21 protein-coding genes are annotated in these 23,479 nt (G+C 43.8%); 3 read left to right on the top strand and 18 right to left on the bottom strand.

The annotated features are described in order from the left end of the window. Positions 1–94: 94 nt before the first annotated feature. The 7 genes from rsfS to DW738_RS05755 form a co-directional block, all read right to left on the bottom strand. A complete protein-coding gene (gene rsfS / locus DW738_RS05725; protein WP_003014310.1) occupies positions 95–448 on the bottom strand; it encodes a ribosome silencing factor in 354 nt (117 codons plus the stop codon). 14 nt (positions 449–462) lie between these two features. After that, positions 463–963: a cysteine hydrolase family protein gene (locus DW738_RS05730; protein ID WP_120701679.1), complete on the bottom strand. Its 501-nt coding sequence runs from the start codon at positions 961–963 to the stop codon at positions 463–465. Next, positions 964–1,560 carry a bis(5'-nucleosyl)-tetraphosphatase (symmetrical) YqeK gene (gene yqeK, locus DW738_RS05735; RefSeq protein WP_123160569.1) on the bottom strand — a complete coding sequence of 199 codons (597 nt, stop codon included), beginning with the start codon at positions 1,558–1,560 and terminating at the stop codon, positions 964–966. It lies immediately after the preceding gene. Beyond that, positions 1,557–2,189, bottom strand: coding sequence for a nicotinate-nucleotide adenylyltransferase (locus DW738_RS05740; protein WP_023024199.1), 633 nt, complete (start codon positions 2,187–2,189; stop codon positions 1,557–1,559). The genes yqeK and DW738_RS05740 overlap by 4 nt, the downstream gene beginning before the upstream one ends. Before the next feature lie 21 nt (positions 2,190–2,210). Beyond that, a complete protein-coding gene (gene yhbY / locus DW738_RS05745; protein WP_006595720.1) occupies positions 2,211–2,522 on the bottom strand; it encodes a ribosome assembly RNA-binding protein YhbY in 312 nt (103 codons plus the stop codon). Positions 2,523–2,747: 225 nt separating this feature from the next. Further along, positions 2,748–3,854: a ribosome biogenesis GTPase YqeH gene (gene yqeH / locus DW738_RS05750; RefSeq protein WP_123160570.1), complete on the bottom strand. Its 1,107-nt coding sequence runs from the start codon at positions 3,852–3,854 to the stop codon at positions 2,748–2,750. 2 nt (positions 3,855–3,856) lie between these two features. Beyond that, positions 3,857–4,384: a YqeG family HAD IIIA-type phosphatase gene (locus DW738_RS05755; RefSeq protein ID WP_123159640.1), complete on the bottom strand. Its 528-nt coding sequence runs from the start codon at positions 4,382–4,384 to the stop codon at positions 3,857–3,859. A gap of 173 nt (positions 4,385–4,557) precedes the next feature. On the opposite strand from DW738_RS05755, the gene DW738_RS05760 reads away from it, so the two are divergent. After that, on the top strand, positions 4,558–5,178 hold the full coding sequence (locus DW738_RS05760) for a TVP38/TMEM64 family protein (RefSeq protein ID WP_023024202.1): 621 nt from the start codon (positions 4,558–4,560) through the stop codon (positions 5,176–5,178). Positions 5,179–5,362: 184 nt separating this feature from the next. Here the strand turns inward: DW738_RS05760 and DW738_RS05765 are convergent, their stop codons facing one another. From DW738_RS05765 to DW738_RS05805, 9 genes are all read right to left on the bottom strand, one after another. Continuing rightward, entirely contained in the window at positions 5,363–6,274 is a 912-nt protein-coding gene (locus tag DW738_RS05765) for a DMT family transporter (protein WP_120701676.1), read from the bottom strand. A 111-nt stretch (positions 6,275–6,385) separates the two neighbouring features. Next, positions 6,386–10,084 (bottom strand): pullulanase, encoded by a 3,699-nt coding sequence (locus DW738_RS05770; RefSeq protein WP_123160571.1) that lies wholly within the window; start codon positions 10,082–10,084, stop codon positions 6,386–6,388. Positions 10,085–10,239: 155 nt separating this feature from the next. Continuing rightward, on the bottom strand, positions 10,240–11,280 hold the full coding sequence (locus DW738_RS05775) for a 2,3-butanediol dehydrogenase (protein WP_123160572.1): 1,041 nt from the start codon (positions 11,278–11,280) through the stop codon (positions 10,240–10,242). 192 nt (positions 11,281–11,472) lie between these two features. Further along, positions 11,473–12,918 (bottom strand): Asp-tRNA(Asn)/Glu-tRNA(Gln) amidotransferase subunit GatB, encoded by a 1,446-nt coding sequence (gatB, locus tag DW738_RS05780; RefSeq protein ID WP_123160573.1) that lies wholly within the window; start codon positions 12,916–12,918, stop codon positions 11,473–11,475. Further along, positions 12,918–14,384, bottom strand: coding sequence for an Asp-tRNA(Asn)/Glu-tRNA(Gln) amidotransferase subunit GatA (gene gatA / locus DW738_RS05785; RefSeq protein WP_123160574.1), 1,467 nt, complete (start codon positions 14,382–14,384; stop codon positions 12,918–12,920). The genes gatB and gatA overlap by 1 nt, the downstream gene beginning before the upstream one ends. Continuing rightward, on the bottom strand, positions 14,384–14,686 hold the full coding sequence (gene gatC / locus DW738_RS05790; RefSeq protein WP_002884769.1) for an Asp-tRNA(Asn)/Glu-tRNA(Gln) amidotransferase subunit GatC: 303 nt from the start codon (positions 14,684–14,686) through the stop codon (positions 14,384–14,386). Before gatC ends, gatA begins: the two co-directional genes overlap by 1 nt. Before the next feature lie 136 nt (positions 14,687–14,822). Next, entirely contained in the window at positions 14,823–15,392 is a 570-nt protein-coding gene (locus DW738_RS05795; RefSeq protein ID WP_123160575.1) for an isochorismatase family cysteine hydrolase, read from the bottom strand. Beyond that, positions 15,392–16,180: a GTP-sensing pleiotropic transcriptional regulator CodY gene (gene codY / locus DW738_RS05800; RefSeq protein ID WP_023024217.1), complete on the bottom strand. Its 789-nt coding sequence runs from the start codon at positions 16,178–16,180 to the stop codon at positions 15,392–15,394. The genes DW738_RS05795 and codY overlap by 1 nt, the downstream gene beginning before the upstream one ends. A 337-nt stretch (positions 16,181–16,517) precedes the next feature. Further along, the gene (locus DW738_RS05805; RefSeq protein WP_120701670.1) at positions 16,518–17,732 is read right to left on the bottom strand and encodes a pyridoxal phosphate-dependent aminotransferase; all 1,215 of its coding nucleotides are present in this window, start codon (positions 17,730–17,732) and stop codon (positions 16,518–16,520) included. 213 nt (positions 17,733–17,945) lie between these two features. Between DW738_RS05805 and DW738_RS05810 the strand changes: the two genes are divergently transcribed. Next, a complete protein-coding gene (locus DW738_RS05810; protein ID WP_123160576.1) occupies positions 17,946–18,398 on the top strand; it encodes a universal stress protein in 453 nt (150 codons plus the stop codon). 169 nt (positions 18,399–18,567) lie between these two features. Here DW738_RS05810 and DW738_RS05815 read toward each other — a convergent pair whose 3' ends face one another. Next, positions 18,568–19,995, bottom strand: a complete 1,428-nt coding sequence (locus DW738_RS05815) for a Cof-type HAD-IIB family hydrolase (protein ID WP_123159515.1) — start codon at positions 19,993–19,995, stop codon at positions 18,568–18,570. Between the two features lie 64 nt (positions 19,996–20,059). On the opposite strand from DW738_RS05815, the gene DW738_RS05820 reads away from it, so the two are divergent. Then, positions 20,060–21,022, top strand: a complete 963-nt coding sequence (locus DW738_RS05820; RefSeq protein ID WP_023024226.1) for an asparaginase — start codon at positions 20,060–20,062, stop codon at positions 21,020–21,022. 354 nt (positions 21,023–21,376) lie between these two features. Here DW738_RS05820 and recG read toward each other — a convergent pair whose 3' ends face one another. Continuing rightward, complete coding sequence (recG, locus tag DW738_RS05830; RefSeq protein ID WP_123160577.1) at positions 21,377–23,392, bottom strand: ATP-dependent DNA helicase RecG; 2,016 nt, start codon at positions 23,390–23,392, stop codon at positions 21,377–21,379. Positions 23,393–23,479 lie beyond the last annotated feature (87 nt).

Here is a 23,479-nt window from a genome sequence, read left to right on the forward strand (position 1 = left end):
ACCAACCTAACCAAACACGAGGCCCCATCCTTTCTTTCCATAGAATTTCAATTTAACCAACAAAACCCAGTTGTCACCAACTGAGTTTACCTGCTTATGCTAGGGCTGCTGAAAGATCGACAGCACTTGCTTCATGCCAGAGCTTTTCTAGGTTATAGTGAGCACGCATTTCTTCTGAGAAGACATGGACCACCACGCCACCTAAGTCAAGAAGGACCCAACCTCCAGCTGAATCACCTTCGACGTGGCTGGCATTTCCCCCAGCTTCAACAACTTTCTCACGAATATTTTCTGCGATAGCTTCCAACTGACGGCTATTCATAGAGCTCGCGATAACAAAGTAGTCTGTCACACTGGTCAAGCTTTGAACATCCAAAGCTACAATATCTTCTGCACGTTTTTCATCGGCAGCTTTAACAACAAGTTCAAGTAATTCTTTTTCTTTCATTTAGTCCTCTTTCTTTAAAAAATTGTTTTGTAGTCTAAGACATCCGCAAAACGTTCTTCCCAAATATTTTCATAAAATTCATTGAGCGTTTCTGCTGGGATATCCTCTCCATCAAAGGTTGTAACAGCTCCTTCTGGGATGACCAGCTTATAGCCGTATTCAAACCCCACTTTGACGGATGTATCGACACAATATTCTGTCTGCATGCCACACAGGACCAGTTGTTCAATCCCTTGTTGATCCAAGTATTCTTTTAATCCTGTCTCTTTAAACATGCTATTGTATCGCTTCTGAAATACCTTTTCATTTGCCTGTCTCTTCAACAGTGGAGATAACTGCCAATCTTCCGAGGTGATAGCCTCTGGCGTTTCAATATGTTGAACATAGATAATTTCGATATTCTTGCTTCTAGCCTGATCTTGTAAATAAGTAATCTTCTCTAAGAGCTTTTTTGTCTCAAAACCTGTTTCCACTAAGATATTTTGCACATCAATAATGATAAAAGCTGTCTTCACTCACTGCTCCTCTTTCAAATATTTCACAAAGGCGTTGTAGGTTTCAAGGGTTTGGGGATAAATGGGCAATCCTTGGTGGGCTAGGTGTTCGACTGTACGAGCTGTTTCATAGGCCACCGCACGATCCAAGGAGACTTGGGCGATGTCACGTGCTTGCTCCACCCCTGGAAAGGCCCGGTTGTGCTCAATATAATCTGCCACATAGACAATCTTGTCTAAGGTTGACATCTTCCCACTCCCAACCGTATGAATCTCAATACTGCGAAGAATGGCTGGATCTGTCAGTCCTAAATCTTCCTGGATCTTGTAAATCCCGACCATCCCATGCCAGACATTGTTGCCCCAGTTTTTTAATGCTGGATCCAGCTCATAACGATCGATCAAGTCTAAAAATTCCTGATCCGATAATTTCTTGGCATAGTCATGCAACAAACCTGCTAGGCCAGCCTGCTCTTCATCTGCCCCATAGCGTTTGGCCAAGTCACGAGCGGCCTTCTCAACTCCCAAACAGTGGGTTAGCCGCTTTTCTGGCAGGATTTGACCCATCTTTTCAAGCAAGACCTCACGAGAAAAGCCGAGATAGTTTTCATAGGTCATTGATACAATCCTTCTTTCTTGATGTAGTCCAAGACTGGTTTTGGCAACATAAAGTTGGGCGTCCGACCTTGAGCGATAAACTCTCGCACCATGCTAGAAGAGATATCCATCAAAGGAACATCGACCCAAATCACTGGGTAAGAGGTTCCCGCCTTGTAACGGGGGCGTTGAACACCGACAAACTGGACTATCTCCACTAACTCGTCAATCCGATACCATTTTGGCAGGTAGTCCACCATATCAGCTCCAATGATAAAGTAATAGTCTGTATCCGGGTCTCGCTCATTGAGCAACTTCATCGTATCGAAGGTATAAGAGATTCCTTTACGCTCGAGCTCAATCGTCTCGATTTCTAGTCCTTCAATCCCTTCGATGGCTAGTTCTAACATTTTTAGGCGATGACGCTCATCAATGGTTTCTTTTTTATCCACATGCGGAGGCTCATATTCTGGCATGAGAAGAACCTTGTCCAATCCCAATTGTTGGCGGACCTGGTCTGCAACTACGAGATGGGCATTATGGACAGGATTAAAATTCCCTCCGAGGATTCCCACTTGTTTGCGTTTCTTGTCTTTAATCTCTGGCTCTAACTCCACCTTGGTAAAGGGGGTTAATAGTTCAATGGCCATATACCTGCTCTCCTGTGTCTCTTAGATCTCTTTTACTTTGACTGAAATCTTCCGGTTTTCTTTTTTGCTTGATTGTTTGTACAAAATCAGGATGCGTCCAATTTTTTGAACCGTATCCACACCGATTTCTTCTTCCAAGATTTCCGCTACTTCATGAATGTTCTCATCTGTATTTTGAAGAAGGGTCACCTTGATCAGTTCGCGAGCGTCTAGTGCTTGGCGAACACTGGTTTTGATTTGGTCATTGAGCCCATTTTTCCCTATTTGGATAATGGGTTTGAGGCTGTGGGCTTGGCTGTTGAGAAAAGCCCGTTGTTTGGATGTTAATGTCATGTTTTTTACTTCCTTTTTCTTGATCGTTATTTTAAGTGGTGGGGACGGCCGGAACTAATTTTTCAAAGATATCATCTTTGAAAAATGGATTTCCTCACCTCAAAATTGAGCCTTGGTCTCAATTTTGCCCTTGCCAATCGATCGATTGGCAACTACACCACGGCAATAACGATCTATTTATGAGCTCACTTGGTTCGCTCTTCAATTCCAATTTGTTCCAAGTTTTTAAATAATAGCTTTGCGTGATACGACGGCGACGCCTTCTGGTGCCCAGACCGCTACTTTGGCTTCTCCATTGACGCGGATCCAGCCAAGTCCAGAGATGACGAGATCCGTCTTGTCCTTGATGGTAAACTCATGAGAAACCAATGGTGGGAAGTCTTCTTTTTCCTTGCTATTCGGAGGGGTTAGTAAGCCTCCGACATGCTTGTCGTAAAAGGCCGTCGCTCCTTCGAGTTTGGTTCGGTGAAGCTTGAGTTCGTTATCAAAGAAAGCTGTGAAACCTTGCTTTTCTCCCTTGATAAAGTCAAAGCGTCCCAAACCACCTAAGAAGAGGGTTTGCTCGGGGTTGAGCTGGTAAGTCTTGGGCTTGATTTCCTTTTTAGGGCTGACATACTTGAGGTTTTTAGCTGTCAAGTAGTGAGCCATCTGGTGGCGATGGATAATCCCTGGTGTATCGTAGATGTAGGATCCATCATCCAGTGGGATTTCGATCTTGTCCAGTGTCGTTCCTGGGAAGCGAGAAGTTGTAATAATATCCTTATCCCCAGTGATTTCATGGATAATCGCATTGATGAGGGTCGATTTTCCAACGTTGGTCACACCCACTACATAGACATCACGGCCTTTGCGATACTCTTCAATCTTTTCCATCAAGTCCTTAATGGCACTCTTGTTTTGGGCAGAGGTGAGGACCACATCAACAGGACGCATCCCTTCTTCGTGGGCTCGCTCCATCAACCAATGCGTCACCTTGTTGTCCTTGACAGACTTGGGCAGGATATCCTTTTTATTTCCGACCAAGAGAACATCATTTCCTGCTACAAAACGAGGCAATCCAGGAATGACGGAGCCATTAAAGTCAAAAATATCCACTACATTGACCACGAGGGCATCACTATCTCCTACTTCGTGAAGCAATTTTAGGAAATCATCATCTGTCAGATGCACATCTGTAATTTCATTGTAGTGACGGAGACGGAAACAGCGTTGGCAATAAACTTCGCCTGTTTCCAATCCCTTTTCAAGAGCTGATTGGGGAGTATAGCCTAGTCCCTCTTTGTTTTCTGTCTGAATGGGCGCTCCACAGCCAATACAGAATAATTCTTCCATTCTTAAATTCCTTTTTTGTATACAATCGGACCATATTTTTCGGCCATTTGCTTCATAACACGGCGTTCACGCGCTCGGTTGATCTGGGTCTTGATGGAATCATGCTTGACCAAAGGCTTAACCAAAATCGAACGAATGCCCGCCCGATGAGCAGCCCGAATATCGGTCATCAGTTGATCCCCCACCATAACCACTTCATTTTTTTCATAGTGGAAACGTTTGAGAGCCCGATCAATCCCAAAGGTAAAGGGCTTGAGTGACCAAGCTTCATAGTCAATATCAAATTTCTCAACCGCACGTTTGACCCGTTTAGGACTATTATTGGACACCACGATGACCCGAATCCCGCCATCACGAAGGTCATGCAACCACTGGCGCATTTCAGGAGTTCCATCCGGATTATTCCAAGCAATCAAGGTATTATCCAAATCCACAAGGACCGCCTTGATGCCCTCTTTTTTCAAGTCTGCAACGGTGAGATCGTAGGCCGCTTCCACCGCAAAATCTGGTTTGTAATTTTCGATTGACACGTTGTTCTCCATTTTTTATATTCTCTTCATTGTAGCATAATTGGACGTATTTTGCACTTGCTTCATCGCCCCTATTGGAAAAAGCATAGTTTGGTTTGTTATCTAAAATAGACAAAATCGTTACAAACTTTCAAAAACATGATATAGTAGTAGAAAAACTACACGGAAGAGTTATGATAGCAAAAGAAAAAAAATTGAGGGAGGTTTCTCCTCTCCTCCAAAAAATCATCAATTGGTCCTCCATCATTGGAGCCCTTGCAACCCTTGCTTTCTGTATCTGGGCCTACTTTGCTGGTATCCTCCAATCCAAGGAAACCTTGTCGGCCTTTATTCTCCAAGCAGGAATCTTTGGACCTCCTCTCTTTATCCTTCTTCAGATCCTTCAAACAGTGGTCCCTATTATCCCCGGCGCTCTAACATCTGTCGCTGGTGTCTTTATCTATGGCCACATCGTTGGGACCGTTTATAACTACATTGGAATTGTCATTGGCTGTGCCATTATCTTCCAGCTCGCAAGAATGTACGGGCCTAAGTTTGTCCAGTCTATGGTCAGTCAGAAGACTTACGACAAGTATATTAACTGGCTCAATGAAGGCAAACGGTTCGATCGCTTCTTTATCTTCATGATGATCTGGCCCATCAGCCCTGCAGACTTCCTCTGCATGTTAGCTGGTTTGACCAATATGACCTTCAAACGCTACATGACGATTATTATTTTGTGCAAGCCGATTACTTTGGTCATCTACACCTACGGTCTTACCTATATCATCGACTATTTCTGGCAAATGATGTAAAAAGAGAGTGGGACAGAAATCGGTAATTCGTAAGAATTCGATTTCGTCGTCCCACCTCCGCACAGTTGAGTAGGGCTGTAAAAGCTGATGAAATCAGCGTAGTAGAGCCCACTCAACCACTGCGTCTTGCTCGACAATCCAAAGACAATTGAGAGGCTAGGACTTTTGTCCCAGCCTCTTTTATTTATAGAATCCCTTTTTCCTTTTGAATAATGAAGTCTTTTAGGGTGATGAGGAGGACTGCTAACAGAATCATGCCCATCCCCAAAAAATCAATGATAAAGAAATGTTCCTTCATAATGACAAAGGCAAAGAAAACCGCCGAAATCGGCTCAAAGGATGCCAGCAAGCTTCCTTTAACAGCCCCTACCAGAGAGGTCCCTTTCAGAAAGGCTGTATAGGCAAAAATCGTCCCAATGACCACCAAACCAAAAAGAGCCATCCAGGTATCCAGTCTGTAGTTTCCAGAAGAAGAAAGAAGACCGCTAAAAGGGAGCATCAAGATTCCTGGAATGGCCATCCCAACTCCAATTACCAGCATACTTCCCCATTTTTGAATCAATTTAAGAGGTAAAATGATATAGAGGGCATAGGCAAAGGCTGACACCACTCCCCAAGCCAAACCTTTGGGATTAATGGCCAGATGGTTGACTTGACCGTGTGTTGCTATTAAGAATGTGCCACCAATCGCTAGAAGCATCGAAACCACTTCTGCTAGTGTAGGGGCCACTCTATCCTTGACACAGGTATAAGCCAAAATACCCACTGGACAGAGATACTGTAACACAGTGGCTGTCCCAGCATTGGATTCTGCAATCGCCTCTAAATAGGTTAGCTGAGTCAATAACAATCCTAAAAAGGCAAAATTAAGGAGCGGAAGGTAGGAAGATTTATCTTTGACAAAGGCCAAAAACTTCTCCTTATCTGCAAGGCAGGAAAGAATAATAAGGACAATGCCAGAAAAAAGTAAACGAAGATTTGTTAAGCCAATAGCCGAAAATCCGTGAACCATTAAATATTGCCCGCTGACTCCGGATAGTCCCCAAGCAATCCCCGCTATTAAAGTAATCAGAGTCCCTTTTAGAGTTGTAGACATGCTGCCTCCACAGATTTTTTTTACATCCTAATTGTAACACAAAAATCAGCCCAAATGGGCTGATTTACTGTAGGATTTAAAAAGTATTTTTAAGGGCCTATCTAGAAGAGATTAGTCTTCTTTTCTCCCTTTCTTAGCCATCCCTAATCCGAGACTACCTAAAAGTAGAAGCCCGGCCAAGCTGGTGAGGTTGGAGCTCGCTTCTCCTGTTTGAGGAAGCGCGCGGGCTGGACTTGCTTCTTCTCCATTTTCAACTGACACGGAGTCATGATGAGGAGCTAAAGCTTGAACCTCTGTATTTTCTTTCTTTTGAGCAAGAAGCTGTGGCGTCGGTTGAGCAGTTTGCGAAGGAAGGACTTTCTTTGGAGATGGAGATACCGGCGTATGGTATTCAGGACGATCCGGGAGAACAGGATTTTCAACTTCTTCCTTAGTAGACAAGCGCAAGATAGTTGCTGTTAATGCATCTAGTCGAAGGCCTCTTTCTGTCCAAGAAATTCCTTTTGGATCAGTCAAATTGATAACACCTGCACGTTCCCCATCCACTAGAACATCCGCATTTCTAAAGCGTTCTAGGTCAGTTCCTAGAGCAAAATCACGCGCCTTGGTATCTGCATTGACCAATACTAAGTATACTTCTCCATTGCTTGCAGTGATTTGGTAACCAATCACCTGATCCTCTTCTTCCACACCATTCTCACCTGGAATTGTCAAGAGCTTGACGCGGCTCTTCACTTCTTCCATGTTATCCATCCGGAAGGCGTCTGTCGACTTACGAAGGGCAATCAATCCTTTGGTGAAGGCGCGAGAACGCGTATTCTCTGGATAGAGGGCTTCATTGGTTGCTTTTTCCCAATCAAAGTGGTTGACGGCATCACTTGAGTCATAGGAATCATGGATAAAGTAAGGGTAGTCAAATGGTTTTCCATTTTCATCTACCAACAAATGAGATTTGTTTGGAACCTTGTCATCAGAAACTGGCGTGCGGTAAGCTGGATCCTTGAACTGCTTAGTCCGACCATATTCTTGACCAGAATGAAGGAAAGGTGTGCCTTGAGCTGTCAAGACAAGCAGATTTCCGAGACGCAAGCGACGATGGATCTCTGCATTATTAGCTGGAATGCTAGGATCTTTCTTGATAGACTGAGCGATAATATCAAAGAGGGTCAAATTATCGTGGGCTGCAATGTATTGGATAACATCACCGGGACTATCTGCCTCAAAGTTGGTTGGTTGTGCGATGAGATTCTTAAAGATAGTCGCAATCTTCCGTTTTCCATTGGTGATAAAGGCTGGTTGTCCCTCATTTGGATAGCCCGATTTTAGATTGTTTCGAACATCATCTGAGAATACTGCAACCGTGTCTGTTTTCTTCATCCAGGATTGGTCTGCTGGTTGTACAGGACTGTTTTCATCACCTGCATAGGTCACCCAGCCTTCTCCCAACATGATCAGATTAGGGTTTAGAGCCCGGGCTGCCTTGTAGGCTTCTTCGATAGAGGCCGCATCATGGTCCCCCATCATATCAAATCGGAAACCGTCTACCTTGTAAGTATCCACTAAATACTTGATCGAATCGACCAAGACCCGTTTGGACATGTAGTGGGTTGTACCCAAGCGTCCACCACCAAAGCTCGTCCGAGGCGTCCCATCCGCATCCATGAAATGGTAGTAATTTGGCTCGATATCTTCAAAGATGTCGACATTCGCTGTATGGTTATAGACAACGTCTAGGACCACTCCCATTCCTCGCTTATGAATTTCATTGACCAAATTCTTGAATTCTTCAATTCGTTTTTGAGGATTGCTTGGATCGGTTGAGTACATACCTGTCAAGGCAAAGTAGTTCTGTGGATCATATCCCCAGTTGTAGTTGCTATTGCTTGAGGCATACTCTAACAAGCGCTCGTTGTTTTTTAATTCATTGACGTGGTAATAAGATAGAACTGGTAAGAGTTGAATGTGCGTTACACCAAGGTCTTTGAGGTAATCCAATTTTTCAACAAAGGAGGCAAAGGTCCCAAATTGACTCTTAAGCTCTGATGCCAAAGCCGGATCAGAAGTGAAATCTCGGACATGGGCTTCATAGATGATAGCATCTTCCCGTTTCTTAAAGTTTGGAATGGACGCATAGGTTAAGTCACTCGGACCTAATCTACTTGGATCAACAAAGGCTGCTTTTGCTACCTTATGGACATCATCTGTCTTGGCCAATTCACTGTTCCAAGCTGCCAACGATTTGGCATAAGGATCAAGGACTGTGAAGGTTTTCCCTTGGCGTTCAATTTCATACTGGTAGAAATAGCCGGTATAATCTTGGATTCCCAGTCCTGAATCACCTGAAAGAGTCTGCTTCCAAGTGCCTCGCTCCCCTTTTTCCAGAGCCACACGGCCAACTAGTTTTTCAGAATCCTTCTTATCATAGACGACAACAGATACTTTGTCCGCACTTGGTGACCAGAGGGTGAGATCCACTTTTTTCCCAGCTTCATGAAGATGAGCTCCAAGAGTCCCATCATAGCTATAGGCTTCATCCTTGAGGCGCCAGTTCATTTTGGTCGTAAAGCGGTCATTATCGTATTGAACGGTATAGGACTGATCAACTTGTGAGAAATCCCCCGTATAGGTTACTTTCTTGCCTTTCTCATCTAAAAGCAGGTCCGAGATGGTGACAGGATTGCCCTGAGCATCCGTGATCTTGGTCCGCTTGAGCAACTCCTCTTTCTGTGCTCCAGCCAAGGTCGAGAAGCTGGCTTCAATTTTTTCTTTACCGACATGTTGAGCCCCCGTCATACGGATATCGTTGACATAGTATGGGTTGGTGTAAACGGTCGGATCATCATCCCGTAAGAATATCTGGCTATGGTTCTTTAAATCAGTAAATTTATAATCTTCTTGTCGAATCTTCACATCGTCTCCAGACTTGCTCTCGTCCAATAATAAGAAACCAAATTCTTTTGCAGCTTCCTTTAGGGGGATATCGATGTAACGACCGTATTTCCCTGTCGCTGTAAAATCTGTCCCATCTGGCCAGGCGGCACTGCTCGGATTCTTTACATCTCCCCAATACCAGAGAGATTTTTTGTCATAGTTGCCATCTGTCCGGTAGTAATTTACTCGGACAGTTCCCTCTGCTTGAGGTTGATAAGAATAGACTTTAAATTTGTCGTCCAACCAAGCTTCATTCATTTTTGGGGAGAGCAATTCAATTGACTTGTCCCCAGTGATATTGTCCCCTTTAACATTGTTGATGAGGAAGCTAATCTTCTTAGCCTGCTCATTTTTTAGCTTAACATCTAGATAATAGCCGTAGTCATCTGTCTTTGCATCCTTAAAGGATTGGGCACCTGTCGGCCAGTTTTCCGATGGTTTTTCAACATCATCCCAGGTCCAAAGGCCTTGCGTTTCCTTGTTTTCTTCCGGTAGCTTTTTCACGTGAATCCGAATAGTCTGATCAGCAATCGGTTCCTCTGCCTTCTCAGACTTAGGAGCTACCACCTCTTCAGTGACTGCGCTTACATTTTTAGGCGCTGTGACACTTTCATCCGCCACTTTTGGGGTTTCACTTGTCTCAGTCTTCGTAGCTTGTTTCACATCAGATGAAGAACTCACCTCTTCATTAGAAGGGCTTGTCACCACTTCTGAGGCTTGTGCAGGGGTGTTGATGGCTTCATCCGCACTGACCGGACTAGCAAAGGCCGTTAATAAGGCTAAACTTGTCGCAATCGCAACCGAACCAACACCATTTTTCAATCGACGAATCGCATAGACGACTTGTTTATCGCCTGTCACAGAAGGTTTCTGTTTCATAAATGTCTCCTTAAAATGATTAGTGTTCAACCAGTATAGCATGTTAAAATTATTTATGCAAGCGTTTTCGTAATTTATACTACCTTTTTCTATTGTTCTCCCTCATTAAAAAAACCAGTCCAAATGGACTGGTTATATTCTAAAAGTATGGTAGATTATGGCTCAACTAAAATCTTAATTTGGGCCTTGTCTTGTGTTAATTCAACAAATCCTTCTTCAACGATATTTTCCAATTTAATTTTCTTGGTCACCAATTTTTCAGCAGAGAAGTAGCCTTGTTCCATCAATTCCAATACTTTAGGGAAGATGTGGCGATAAGCGATAATCCCTTTGAGGGTCTTTTCTTGAATGGCGAATTCATTTGGATTGATGCTGGCTTCACGTTCCCAAATAGAAACAACCATACACTCACCAGCCTTATGCACAGCTGCCAAAGCTTGTCCAAGAACAACAGGAACCCCTGTCACTTCATAAGAAACATCCGCTCCACCACCAGTCAAACGATGAATGGCTTCAACGATTGATTCACCTTCTTCTGGGCGAACCACAATGGCACCCAATTCTTCAGCCTTAGCTTGGCGTTCAGGAGACAATTCAACCGCATAAATTTTCGATGCTCCAGCTGCACGGAGAGCTTCCACGATCAAAAGACCGATTGGGCCCAAACCAAAGATAACAGCTGTATCCCCAGTTTTCAAAGCAGACTGACGAACTGCATAAACGGCAACAGCAGCAGGTTCTGTAAGAGCAGCTTGTTCATAGCTCAAGCTATCTGGAATCACATGGACCAAATCTCCATCTAGGACACAATATTTAGCAAAACCTCCATCTGCAGCAAGGCCAACAAAATTCAAGTTTGGATCGAGGTTATAATCACCAATTAAGTTGTGTTTTGCCAAAATTGGTTCGATTGTTACACGATCCCCGACTTTGACACGAGTCACATTGCTTCCAACCTCAACAATTTCTCCAGCAAACTCATGACCGAGGGTCACGGGTGCTTTTTGACCAGAATAAACATGCTCTTCTGTTGGAATGAAGATTGGCCCATCCAAGTATTCATGCAAGTCTGTTCCACAGATTCCCGTGAATTTGACCGCAACCTTTACTTGATGAGGTTGTACTTCTGGGACTTCCACTTCCTCGATACGAACATCCTTTTTCCCATGCCAGCGGGCAGCTTTCATTGTTTCCATATGATTCTCCTATTTTTCTATGAATTGCAATTCCCTTTCAGGAAACCCGACAATCATATTGTAAGCCTTTTCACAAACTTTGTCAAGATGGATTGAAATCTTAAATGACTATTTTCCATTCGAAAATAGAAAAAATTTTTAACCCACTTATTAAGTACTAAAAAAACAGACACCTAAAGGTGCCTGTTCCTTTTATTCACTATCCTTCAACTTTGCCAATTCTTGGGCAAGTAACTTGAGAGCTACTTGTGGGTTGGCTTGGCCTTTGGTTGCTTTCATGAGGAAGCCTGTGAAGGCCTTATCCGCATTCCGTTTCCCTGACTTAAAGTCAGCTACGGCCGCTTCATTATCTGCAAAGACTTGGTGGATGATTGGAATCAAGACTTCAGGATCTGAAATCTGTACCAATCCAGCTTTTTCGACGTATTCACGCGCACCGCCACCGTTTTTCGCCAAGTGAACGAAGACTTTCTTAGCAATCTTAGAAGAAATCGTTCCATCTTCGATGATGGCAATCATTTCTACCAAGTTTTCTGGTGTCAATTGGATTTCTTCCAGCGTTTTGCCTTCCGCGTTCAAGAATTGTGCCACTTCACCTTGGAGCCAGTTAGACACTTGTTTAGCATCTCCACCAAGGGCAACCGCTGCTTCAAAGAAGTCAGAAGTCACTTTAGTCGCTGTCAATTGGTTGGCATCATAATCAGACAAGCCCAGCTCTGTCACATAGCGAGCCCGACGGTCTTTTGGAAATTCTGGCAACTCCGCACGCATTTCCTCGATCCACTCGTCTGAGATTTCAAACAAGGGAAGGTCTGGTTCTGGGAAGTAACGGTAATCCGCTGCACCTTCTTTAACCCGCATAAGGATAGTGCTCTTGTTGGCTTCATCGTAACGACGTGTTTCTTGACGAATGACACCACCTGAACGCAAGATTTTCGCTTGACGCTCCACTTCATATTCAAGACCCTTACGGACGTTTGAGAAGGAGTTCAAGTTCTTCAACTCTGTCTTGGTACCAAATTCCTCTTGACCGTATGGACGTAGAGAAATGTTGGCATCGACCCGCATGGATCCTTCTTCCATCTTCACGTCAGAAATGCCTGTGTATTGGATCACTTCTTTGAGAGCTGTCAAATAGGCATAGGCTTCTTCAGGAGAACGCATATCGGCTTCAGATACGATTTCGATCAATGGCACCCCTTGACGGTTAAGGTCTACATATGAGAAACCGTCTGTTCCATGCGTGTTCTTACCGGCATCTTCTTCCAAGTGAGCCCGTTCAATCCCGATTTTCTTGGTTGAGCCGTCTTCTAATTGCACTTCAATCCAACCGTTGTAACCAATTGGCTCGTCAAATTGCGAAATTTGGTAGGCCTTTGGATTATCAGGATAGAAATAGTTCTTACGGTCAAAGTGCATGTGCTGGTGGATATCCATGTTCAGCGCCAAGGCAGCCTTGATTCCAGCATCCACAACACCCTTGTTCAAGACAGGAAGTACCCCTGGGAAAGACCAGTCGATCACATTGGTATTGGCATTTTGCTCGTTCCCAAAGTGAGCAGAGGTTGGTGAGAAAATTTTTGAATTTGTATTCAATTCAACGTGGACTTCAAGTCCGATGACTGTTTCAAAGTTCATTAATTGTCACCTCCGAAAATAAGGGGTTGTTGCTTGTGGTAATCCGTCGTTGCTTCAAATGCTGCTGCGACTTGATAGATCGTTTCTTCGGAATACTTAGGACCAATCAACTGCAAACCAACTGGCAGTCCTTGGGCAAAGCCTGCAGGAATCGAAATCCCTGGTAGACCTGCCAAGTTAACTGGGATGGTCAACAAGTCCGCCAAGTACATGGCAACCGGATCATGGCTGAGTGAATCTAAATCAAAGGCTACACTTGGAGCTGTAGGACCTAAAATCAAATCGTAATCCGCAAAGACTTTTTCAAAGTCTTGGATAATAAGGGTCCGGACTTGACCAGCCTTCTTGTAGTAAGCATCGTAGTAACCTGATGACAAACTAAAGGTCCCAAGCATGATCCGGCGTTTGACCTCATCACCAAAACCTTGGCTACGAGTGTTGACATAGATATCGTCCAAGTTCTTAGCATCTTCCGCACGGAAACCATAACGAATGCCATCGAAACGTTGCAAGTTTGAAGATGCTTCTGAAGAAGCAATGATGTAGTAGACAGCAACCCCGTACTTAGAATGAGGCAGACTGACTTCTTCGACTGTTGCTCCCAATTTTTCAAAGTGCTTAGCCGCATTGAGGATGGTTTCTTTGACTTCTGGGTCAATTCCTTCCCCAAGATATTCTTTCGGAAGGGCAATCTTCATACCTTTGATGTCTTGACCAATCTTAGAAGTATAGTCTGCTACACGTACTGGTGCAGAAGTTGAATCTTTAACATCTTCGCTAGCAATGACATTAAGCAAGAGGGCATTTTCCTTAACTGTTGGCGCAAAAGGACCAATTTGATCCAATGAGCTACCAAAAGCAATCAGACCAAAACGGGAAACCGTTCCATAGGTAGGCTTGAGTCCAACAATCCCGTTAAAAGCAGCTGGCTGGCGGATAGAACCACCTGTATCCGAACCAAGGGACAAACGGACTTGACCCGAAGCTACAGCTGCTGCCGAACCACTGGATGAACCCCCAGGAACCTTGCTGTGGTCCCAAGCATTCTTGGTTGGTCCATAGTAAGAAGTCTCACCAGATCCACCCATGGCAAATTCATCCATGTTAGTTTTCCCGACAACAATCATATCTTTAGCTTTGGCATTGGCAACTGCTGTAGCATCAAAGATCGGCTCGTAGTTGTAGAGCATTTTTGAAGCCGCAGTGGTCAAGATGCCGTCAGTAGAGATGTTATCTTTGACAGCGAGTGGAATCCCTGACAGGAGGTTGTCTGCATCGATTCCTTTTTCGTCAATGGCCTTGGCTTGTGCAAGGGCAGCTTCTTCTGCAACCGTCACAAAGGCATTGACTGCTTCTTCACGCGACTTGATATCGTCAAGAGTCGCTTGAGTCAATTCTGTTGCTGAAATTTCCTTAGAGACAAGGAGAGCGTGTAACTCTTCAATGGTTTTATGGTTGAATGACATTAGGCATCTCCTCCATCTTCTAGGATAGCTGGTACCTTGATGTAGTAGTTATCTTTTTCAGGTACATTTTTAAACAAGCGGTCACGGTCCGTCCCTTTTTCAGCAACATCCGGACGCAATACGGTCTTACGATCCGCCATGGTTGTTGTTGGAGCCACACCGGTTGTGTCCACTTCTTCCAACAATTCCACCATGTCGACAATTTTAGACAAGGTTGTCGCAAACTCAGCTGTCTCTTCTGGAGAGAATTTCAATTTTGAAAGATTGGCAACGTGGGTTACCTCTTCTTGCGTAATTTTCATCTTGCTTCCTTTCGTGAAATGATGATTTTTCAATACCCTCTATTTTACCATATTTTTAGTATTTATGCGGTAGTTTGGCAAGAAAATAGAGTCCGAGGAAGGCTAGGCATTAGGCCATTCTCCTCGAACTCTAATCTTACAATTCTTCTAATTGTTCATTCACAACTTTTGCTCCCAAAACATGTTTGAAATGATTTAAAGCAAACTGGTGATTTTCAGGAGTGAGCGACGCCACTGCAGGCGCGACCACTTCGATCTGATAGCCCAGATTATAGGCATCAACCGCTGTATGGAGGACACAAATATCTGTTAAGACTCCCGTCAAAACAACAGTATCGACGCCACGTTCTCGAAGACGGATATCCAAGTCAGTTCCTGAAAAAGCAGAATAATGACGCTTGTCCATCCAAAAGACGCGTGGATCAGCTTGATGTTGCTGATAAAAATCAGCTAATGGGCCGTACAAGTCTCGGCCACTGGTCCCAATGATATTATGAGGTGGGAAGAGCTTGCTCTCTGGATGAAAGGGATCATTCCCTTCATGAGCATCAATAGCAAAAAAGACATAGGCACCTTGATCAAAGGCCCACTGGGTCACCTGGGCAATGCTCTCAGAAATGGCTTGTGCAGGAGCTCCTGCAGTAAGCTTACCTTCATCCGCTACAAAATCAAAGGTGTAGTCAATCGAAATTAACGCTTTAGTCATTAGTAGTCTCTTTTCTTAATTTCTTCAAAAATATCTGGGATCAACACCTTGAGGTAGGTTCCCTTCATCCCAAGCGAACGACTTTCAATAATTCCTGCTGACTCCAGCTTCCGCAACGCATTGACAATCACAGAGCGCGTAATACCAATCCGATCCGCAATGACAGAAGCCGTCAACTGTCCTTCATTTCCTTTCAATTCACCAAGGATAGCAGAAACTGCCCGCAATTCTGAATAGGACAAGGTGTTCACAGCCATATTGACTGCAGTACGGCGACGAATATTTTTCTCGTCTTCCTCTCGTTGGAAGTTCAACATTTGAATCCCAACTACTGTACTAGCAATCTCAACCAAGATCAAATCATCGTCATCAAACTCTTTATCATTGCGCCAGATAATCAAAGATCCCAAGCGAATCCCAGATACATGAATAGGAGCAATGGTCGTCAAGCCATCAGGAAATTCAGACTTGGTCTCTACTGGAAAGATACTTAAATCGTGGTCCACATCTAAATTTGCCTCTGTATCATAGACTAAACTAGCTGCTTTAGCATAATCTTCTGGTAATTTTTTATTGTCAAAAAAAGCCTCAACCCGGTCATTATTAGTCTTGTAACGCATGAAATAACCAAGGAGAGTCCCCTTGCTATTAATAATACAAGCATTACAATGAATGATATCAGCCAGTTGACGGGCAATTGCATTGTAAGGCATTTCGTCTTGCAACTGTTCTTCAGAACGCTTCAAGATAGATGTAATTTTTCTCGTTTTTTCTAATAATTTAGCCATAATAAACCTCGCATATAGTCAGCTAAAGTATATCATATAAGCGAGGGAATTTCAATCAAATTATCTGAAAATTATTTATTTTTTCTACAATTCTATTCAATTCAGAATAATTATCCTTATGTAACAAAATATTCGCTTCACTCAGTCAAAAAAGAGGCTGGGACAAAAATCCCAGCCTCTCAATTGTCTTTGGATTGTCGAGCAAGACGCAGTAGTTGAGTGGGCTCTATTACACTGATTTCATCAGCTTTTACAGCCCTACTCAACTGTGCGGAGGTGGGACGAAGAAATCGAATTCTAACGAATTAACGATTTCTGTCCCACTCTCTCTATCTGCTTATCGTTTGTATTGTTTTAAGAAACGGGTCATCTTCTCTTGAATTTGAGCCAATTCTTCTACTCGAGGAAGGTAAACGATTCGGAAATGATCTGGTTCTTTCCAGTTGAATCCACGTCCGTGAACCAAGAGAACCTTTTCTTGTTTCAAGAATTCCAAGACAAACTGCTCATCATCATCTACTCGGTACATTTCTCGATCAATCTTAGGGAAGATATAGAGACCGGCTTTTGGTTTGACAGCTGAGAGTCCTGGAATATCATTGATGGCCTTATAGATAAAGTTCCGTTGTTCGTAGATTCGACCACCTGGAAGCAAGAGTTCGTCCACTGACTGGTAGCCTCCCAAAGAAGTCTGAACCACTTGTTGAGCCAACACGTTTGAACACAGGCGCATATTAGAGAGCATGTTCAAACCTTCGATATAGCCTTTCACATGGTGTTTGGGTCCAGACAAGACCATCCAGCCCACACGGAAGCCCGCGATGCGGTGTGATTTGGACAAACCGTTCATGCTAACACAGAACAAATCTGGCGCCAGGCTGGCAATCGCAGTATGTTTTTCTCCATCCATAACTAAGCGATCATAGATTTCATCTGCAAAGATAATCAAACCATGTTGACGCGCAATCTCGACGATTTCCAACAACACCTCATCTGGATAGAGAGCCCCGGTCGGGTTATTGGGATTGATCACGACGATGGCCTTGGTGTTTGAGGTGATCTTAGATTTGATATCATCAATATCTGGGTACCACTCTGCTTCTTCATCACAGATATAATGCACAGCATTACCACCTGCTAGGCTGACTGCCGCTGTCCATAGAGGATAATCTGGCATTGGCACGAGAACTTCATCGCCATTATCCAACAAACCTTGCATGGACATTACGATTAGCTCACTAACACCATTCCCAATATAGATGTCATCAATCTCAACATTCGGAATCTTTTTCAATTGGCTATACTGCATAATTGCCTTGCGAGCAGAAAAAATTCCTTTTGAATCTGAGTAGCCTTCACTATCCCGAGCATTCATAATCAAATCATGAATGACTTCATCGGGAGCCGTGAAACCAAATTCAGCCGGATTTCCTGTATTTAAGCGAAGGATTTTCTCCCCGTTTGCCCGCATGCGCATCGCTTCTTCTAATACTGGACCACGAATATCGTAAGCAACGTGCTCTAGCTTGACGGACTTATTGTATTCTTTCATGATTTTTTCCTCACTTTATCAAACTGCTTCCATTATACCACTAGTTAATCTTGAGTACAACTGAGCAACCTCTTTCATTCTCGATGAAATCCTATAGATAGCTTATTTGACCTTTACTTTCTATGCTAAAAAGTTTAAAATATAATTATAGGTAACATAAATGGGCTCATCCATTTCATTTTCACGTTTTCAAGCACTAAAGGAGGACGGAACATGTCTCAAAAATACGAAAACATTATGGTTGCAGTTGATGGATCTCGCGAAGCTGAACTCGCTTTTGAGAAAGGTGTGAATGTAGCCTTGCGAAACGGTTCAAAACTTACCCTTGCTCATGTCGTTGATACACGTGGCTTACCAAGTGTCTCTAGTTTTGATGCCGAAGTGTATGAAGGATTCCAAACAGAGGCTAATGAACTATTAGAAGGTTATATCAAACGTGCAAAAGAAGCCGGTGTCCAAAATATTGCTTCAGTGGTCGAAATGGGAAATCCAAAAGTCCTCTTAGCGACTGATATCCCTGAAGCAGAGGAAGTTGATCTCATCATGGTTGGGGCGACTGGTCTAAATGCTTTTGAACGTTTACTAGTTGGCTCTTCTTCTGAATACATCCTCCGCCATGCCAAAGTTGATTTGTTAGTGGTTCGTGAGACCGAAAAGACCTTATAAACTTTATAAAAAACAAAGAGGCTGGGACAAAAGTCCTAGCCTCTCAATTGTCTTTGGATTGTCGAGCAAGACGCAGTGGTTGAGTGGGCTCTACTACGCTGATTTCATCAGCTTTTACAGCCCTACTCAACTGTGCGGAGGTGGGACGACGAAATCGAATTCTAACGAATTACCGATTTCTGTCCCACTCTCTTTTATTTTCTTCAGATTCTACTGTCTTTTCAGAGCAATGTTTTTGATAAGCTTTGATTTGCCGTTCCAGCTCTTTTTGAATAGCTGGTTCAGGTGCATACTTTTCTTCCCAGTCGTCTGGTTTTAAAATTTTATGCGTGACTTCATCAAAGTGAGCCTGACCATCTGGGAAAATTTTCCCCATATTGGCGCGGTGAACAATCTCAAAGACCTCTTCAGGATCGACCCCCATTAGAACGAAACTACCATAAGTCAGATACAGCGTATCAATCAAGGCATCGACCTGCCCTACCATGGAGATCTCGGCGGGATGCTTGCTGCGAACCTTATTCGCTGCCTCATCTAGAGCTTGATGCAATTTTTCAATTGAACGATCGAAGATTGCTTCATCCTTACTAGCTGCCCGAATAAATTCAACCAATTCTTCCTGCTTAAACATGGTTCGGTAAAGAGCCTCTTGATTGTCCCAGGCCTTTGGTTCTTCCTGAGTTTGACCATCCATGAGTTGATGGAAGGCTTTGACCTTATTAAAGTGGTCGTCGCGACTGACAAAAAGAGTCTGATCCGTAATAATTCCAAAATGTTCCAGCGCTTTTTGAATTCCGTCCTTGGTATTACTAGTCGTTGTGTGCTGAGCCACTTCTTTGACCTTGCTGGTCCCATTCCCCATCGCAATTGACAGACCGACACCCGAAAGCATCTCTATGTCATTATCAGAATCTCCAAAGGCCATAACTTGGTCCATCGAGAAGCCAAATGCTTCTCCTACAATCCGAATCCCCTCCATTTTTGAGTTATCAGGGTTGATGACATCTGCCGCAAAGGGACTAGAACGAGTGAATTTTAATTCAGGAAAAGCTTGCTCAACTTTTTGGGTGTCCTTGGGACTAGCTAATAAGAGAACCTGATAAACCGGTCCTTGAGCAATTTGTAGCAGTTGCTTTTGATCCTGAGGAACAGCCTTGCTGACTACCTTATTGAAGCCCTGACTAACTGCCTTCGAAAAACCTTTCGGTACAAAACGTGCAGACCATTGAGAAATCGGACTCAGGCCAAAACTCATAATGCGAGAGCCTTCGACTCCATCTTCTGTTCCTAAGGCGATTTCGATGCGATGTTTCTTTGCATATTCAATTAAGAGACGAAGATTCTTCTTATCAATCGGAGAGGCAGATAAAATCTTGTCCTTGGTAAAAATATACTGACCATTATAGGTGACTGCGAAATCAAAGTCATAACGCTCGATAAAAGGACGGACAAAGAACGGTCCTCGCCCTGTCGCCAAACCAACAAAAATCCCTTGTTCCTTTAAGGCGCGAATGGCTTTTTCAGTTGACTTTAAAACCATTCGACTATCATTGACCAAGGTTCCGTCAATGTCAAAAAAGACCGCTTTTATTTCCATGATGACTGCTTTCTTTCCGTTTTATGATACAATAAATTATAACACACATTTCAAGGAGACACACATGATTAAGAAAATTTTGGCCCTTCATACAGGAGGGACCATCTCCATGCAGGCTGATGCCACAGGAGCTGTCGTGACCAATTCAGCCAACCCCATGAACCATATTGATTTGTCACTAGCTGGGATTGAGCTCACTTCAGAAGATTTTTTAAATTTACCAAGCCCTCATGTAACTCCTCAGCACATGTTGCAACTCTATCATAAGATTCAGAAAGAGGCTTACCAGTATGATGGTATTGTCATCACCCATGGTACCGATACTCTCGAAGAAACAGCCTACTTCTTAGATACCATGGACTTGCCAACTATTTCTGTAGTCCTGACAGGAGCCATGAGAAGCTCCAACGAATTAGGAAGTGACGGTGTCTATAACTATCTGACGGCCATCCGAGTTGCGGCAGATTCCAAATCACAAGACAAGGGTGTCTTGGTCGTGATGAATGATGAAGTCCATGCAGCCAAGTACGTGACCAAAACACATACAACCAATGTCAGCACCTTCCAGACCCCAACACATGGTCCTCTAGGATTGGTTATGAAAAAAGAAGTTCTTTTCTTCAAAACAGCTGAACCCCGTGTGCGTTTTGATTTGCAAGAAATCAAGGGAGTCGTCCCCATTATTTCCGCCTATGCTGGCATGAAAACAGAACTCCTTGATCTACTAGATGTCCATCAAATGGATGGTTTGATTATTGAAGCCTTTGGAGCAGGAAATCTTCCTAAGGAAGTAGCTGAGAAACTATTTGAATTTCAGGAAGCCGGTCTTCCCATTGCCTTGGTTTCCCGTTGTTTTAACGGGATTGCAGAACCCGTCTATGCTTACGACGGGGGCGGAGTTCAACTTCACGATCACGGTATCTTCTTTGTGAAAGAGCTCAATGCCGCTAAAGCTCGGTTAAAACTCCTGATTGCCATCAATGCTGGCTTAAAAGATGAAGAATTAAGAGACTATATGGAAGGGTAAAATAAGGATAGAAGGCGTGATGGTTAATCCATCCGCCTTTGAATTTAAAAATAGCTTTGATGAACTGAGATAATGACGGACAAAATGAATTTTAACATGGTTCGCATAGCTAGGACCTCTTTTCTGTTTTTTAGGATTATAGGCCCACAAACTTAAAATAAGATAAAGAGGCTGGGACAAAAGTCCTAGCCTCTCAATTGTCTTTGGATTGTCGAGCAAGACGCAGTGGTTGAGTGGCCTCTACTACGTTGATTTCATCAGCTTTTATAGCCCTACTCAACTGTGCGGAGGCGGGACGACGAAATCGAATTCTAACGGATGACCGATTTCTGTCCCACTCTCTTTTATCACTTCTTAATCCAGGTGTTCTTTCTGTTCCAAATGTAGAGACAGACAGTGCCAGTCTGGGTGTTCCCGCCAATTAGGAGTTGTCACCACCTGAACAGCTACCTTTCGCGCTTCCTCTAAGATCGGATAATCTTCAATGAGGTTGGCCACTTGAAATTCTGGTATGCCTGATTGACGCGTTCCAAAGATTTCCCCAGAGCCCCGTAGCTTGAGATCTTCTTCTGCCAAGACAAACCCATTGGTTGTTTCAGTCATGATTTTCATCCGACGCTTGCCTGATTCTGTTTTGGGATTGGCAACTAAGACTGCGTAAGACTGCTTATCACCACGTCCTACCCGACCTCTCAGCTGGTGCAATTGGCTCAAGCCAAAGCGGTCTGCATCCATGATAATCATGACAGTTGCATTGGGAACATTGACCCCGACTTCGATAACGGTTGTAGAAACTAGCAAGTCTATTTCTCCCTGCTTAAAGGCCTGCATAATGGCCTCTTTTTCTTCCCCCTTCATCTTGCCATGGAGGAGGGCAATACGGGCACGATCTCCGAAGTAGGCAATCAATTCTTCCTCTAAGGCGATAGCATTTTTGAGGTCCAGTGCTTCAGATTCTTCAATCAAGGGAGAAATAACATAGGCTTGGGAACCTTTTTGAATTTCTTTAACCAACCAATCCAAAACCAAGTTTAACTGTTGGTGCTTGACCCATCGGGTGATGATGTCTTTTCGACCAGCTGGCATTTGGTCGATAATCGAAACATCCATATCACCAAAAGCAGTGATCGCCAAGGTCCGAGGGATTGGGGTTGCTGTCATCATCAAGACATCAGGATTTTGGCCCTTTTCACGCAGGATCCGTCTTTGGGCTACACCAAAACGGTGCTGCTCATCAATAATGACCAAGCCTAAATCATGGAAATGAACTCCCTCCTGAATCAAGGCATGGGTTCCCACAATAAGGTCCACTTCCCCTGCTTCAATCGAAGCCAATCGCTCTCGTCTCTCCGCAGCTTTTAAACTTCCTGTCAAAAGAAGGATTCTAAGATTAGGAAAAAGAGAAGTCAAACTTTGTAAATGTTGCTCGGCCAAAATTTCAGTTGGTACCATCAAGGCCGCTTGCTTGCCAGCCGTCACAGCAGCATACATGGCTAGTCCAGCTACGACGGTTTTTCCACTTCCAACATCCCCTTGCAAGAGACGATTCATATGGTAAGGAGAACGCATATCTGTAAGAATTTCCTTCAGACTTCTCTCCTGGGCCTCTGTCAAAGCAAAGGGAAGACTGGCTTGAAGAGCTCTTAGCTTCGTCTCATCCCAGTCTAGCACGATTCCCTGTCCGACGGAACGATTTTCTTCCTTCAAGACCTGCAGTTGCAATTGGAAAAAGAGCAGTTCTTCAAATTTCACTCGTCTCAGGGCCTGCTTGTATTCCTCAAGGTCCTTGGGAAAATGCATAGCCCTGACCGCCTGCCTGCGAGAAAGCAACTGGTACTTGTCCATTAGGACTTGGGGTAAATTTTCTTCTAATAGTTGGTCCAAGCCTGCTTCAAAAGCTGTTTTGATAACCTTCACTAGAGCAGACTGACTCACCCCTTGAGCTAAGCGATAGACCGGTTGAAGGTCATCTTCGACTTGCGCGAGTAGCTTCATCCCTGTCAAGGCTCCCTTGGCCTTGTCCCATTTACCAAAGACAGTCACCGTTTGCCCCAGTTCAATCTTGTCCGCTAGATAGGGCTGGTTAAAGAAACTAACTGCTAACACCAGCTCCCCTTGTTTAATGGTGAAGCGAAGACGGTTGCGTTTGTAGCCGTAATATTGAACATTGGCTGGAGTAGCAACAAGACCAGAAACGACCGCTTTTTCTCCATCTTCCAAGTCCAAAACATTTTTTGATTTAAAATCTTCATATCGAAATGGAAAGTAGAGCAAGAGATCTTCAACCGTTTCGATACCCAATTTTTTGTATTTCTCTGCTGATTTTGGTCCAATTCCTGGTAAGACAGAGAGTGGTTGGTGTAAGTTCATTCATTCCTCCTAGATAAGAAAGGAGGCTGGGACCTCCGTCATCAACCTCTTTCATCTCGAACTTTTTATGAAAGGAAGCTAGGAAAA

Origin of the sequence: Streptococcus sp. AM28-20 (assembly GCF_003603595.1) — a bacterium.
GTDB lineage: Bacteria > Bacillota > Bacilli > Lactobacillales > Streptococcaceae > Streptococcus > Streptococcus ilei.

What these genes read in the sequence shown, in the direction of transcription:
- yhbY (WP_006595720.1), bottom strand. Translation starts at nt 2,522, where the DNA reads ATGACATTAACATCCAAACAACGGGCTTTTCTCAACAGCCAAGCCCAC.
- DW738_RS05765 (WP_120701676.1), bottom strand. Translation starts at nt 6,274, where the DNA reads ATGTCTACAACTCTAAAAGGGACTCTGATTACTTTAATAGCGGGGATT.
- yqeK (WP_123160569.1), bottom strand. Translation starts at nt 1,560, where the DNA reads ATGACCTATGAAAACTATCTCGGCTTTTCTCGTGAGGTCTTGCTTGAA.
- rsfS (WP_003014310.1), bottom strand. Translation starts at nt 448, where the DNA reads ATGAAAGAAAAAGAATTACTTGAACTTGTTGTTAAAGCTGCCGATGAA.
- gatA (WP_123160574.1), bottom strand. Translation starts at nt 14,384, where the DNA reads ATGTCATTCAACCATAAAACCATTGAAGAGTTACACGCTCTCCTTGTC.
- DW738_RS05775 (WP_123160572.1), bottom strand. Translation starts at nt 11,280, where the DNA reads ATGGAAACAATGAAAGCTGCCCGCTGGCATGGGAAAAAGGATGTTCGT.
- gatB (WP_123160573.1), bottom strand. Translation starts at nt 12,918, where the DNA reads ATGAACTTTGAAACAGTCATCGGACTTGAAGTCCACGTTGAATTGAAT.
- DW738_RS05810 (WP_123160576.1), top strand. Translation starts at nt 17,946, where the DNA reads ATGTCTCAAAAATACGAAAACATTATGGTTGCAGTTGATGGATCTCGC.
- DW738_RS05770 (WP_123160571.1), bottom strand. Translation starts at nt 10,084, where the DNA reads ATGAAACAGAAACCTTCTGTGACAGGCGATAAACAAGTCGTCTATGCG.
- yqeH (WP_123160570.1), bottom strand. Translation starts at nt 3,854, where the DNA reads ATGGAAGAATTATTCTGTATTGGCTGTGGAGCGCCCATTCAGACAGAA.
- codY (WP_023024217.1), bottom strand. Translation starts at nt 16,180, where the DNA reads ATGGCTAAATTATTAGAAAAAACGAGAAAAATTACATCTATCTTGAAG.
- DW738_RS05760 (WP_023024202.1), top strand. Translation starts at nt 4,558, where the DNA reads ATGATAGCAAAAGAAAAAAAATTGAGGGAGGTTTCTCCTCTCCTCCAA.
- DW738_RS05805 (WP_120701670.1), bottom strand. Translation starts at nt 17,732, where the DNA reads ATGAAAGAATACAATAAGTCCGTCAAGCTAGAGCACGTTGCTTACGAT.
- DW738_RS05815 (WP_123159515.1), bottom strand. Translation starts at nt 19,995, where the DNA reads ATGGAAATAAAAGCGGTCTTTTTTGACATTGACGGAACCTTGGTCAAT.
- gatC (WP_002884769.1), bottom strand. Translation starts at nt 14,686, where the DNA reads ATGAAAATTACGCAAGAAGAGGTAACCCACGTTGCCAATCTTTCAAAA.
- recG (WP_123160577.1), bottom strand. Translation starts at nt 23,392, where the DNA reads ATGAACTTACACCAACCACTCTCTGTCTTACCAGGAATTGGACCAAAA.
- DW738_RS05795 (WP_123160575.1), bottom strand. Translation starts at nt 15,392, where the DNA reads ATGACTAAAGCGTTAATTTCGATTGACTACACCTTTGATTTTGTAGCG.
- DW738_RS05820 (WP_023024226.1), top strand. Translation starts at nt 20,060, where the DNA reads ATGATTAAGAAAATTTTGGCCCTTCATACAGGAGGGACCATCTCCATG.
- DW738_RS05740 (WP_023024199.1), bottom strand. Translation starts at nt 2,189, where the DNA reads ATGGCCATTGAACTATTAACCCCCTTTACCAAGGTGGAGTTAGAGCCA.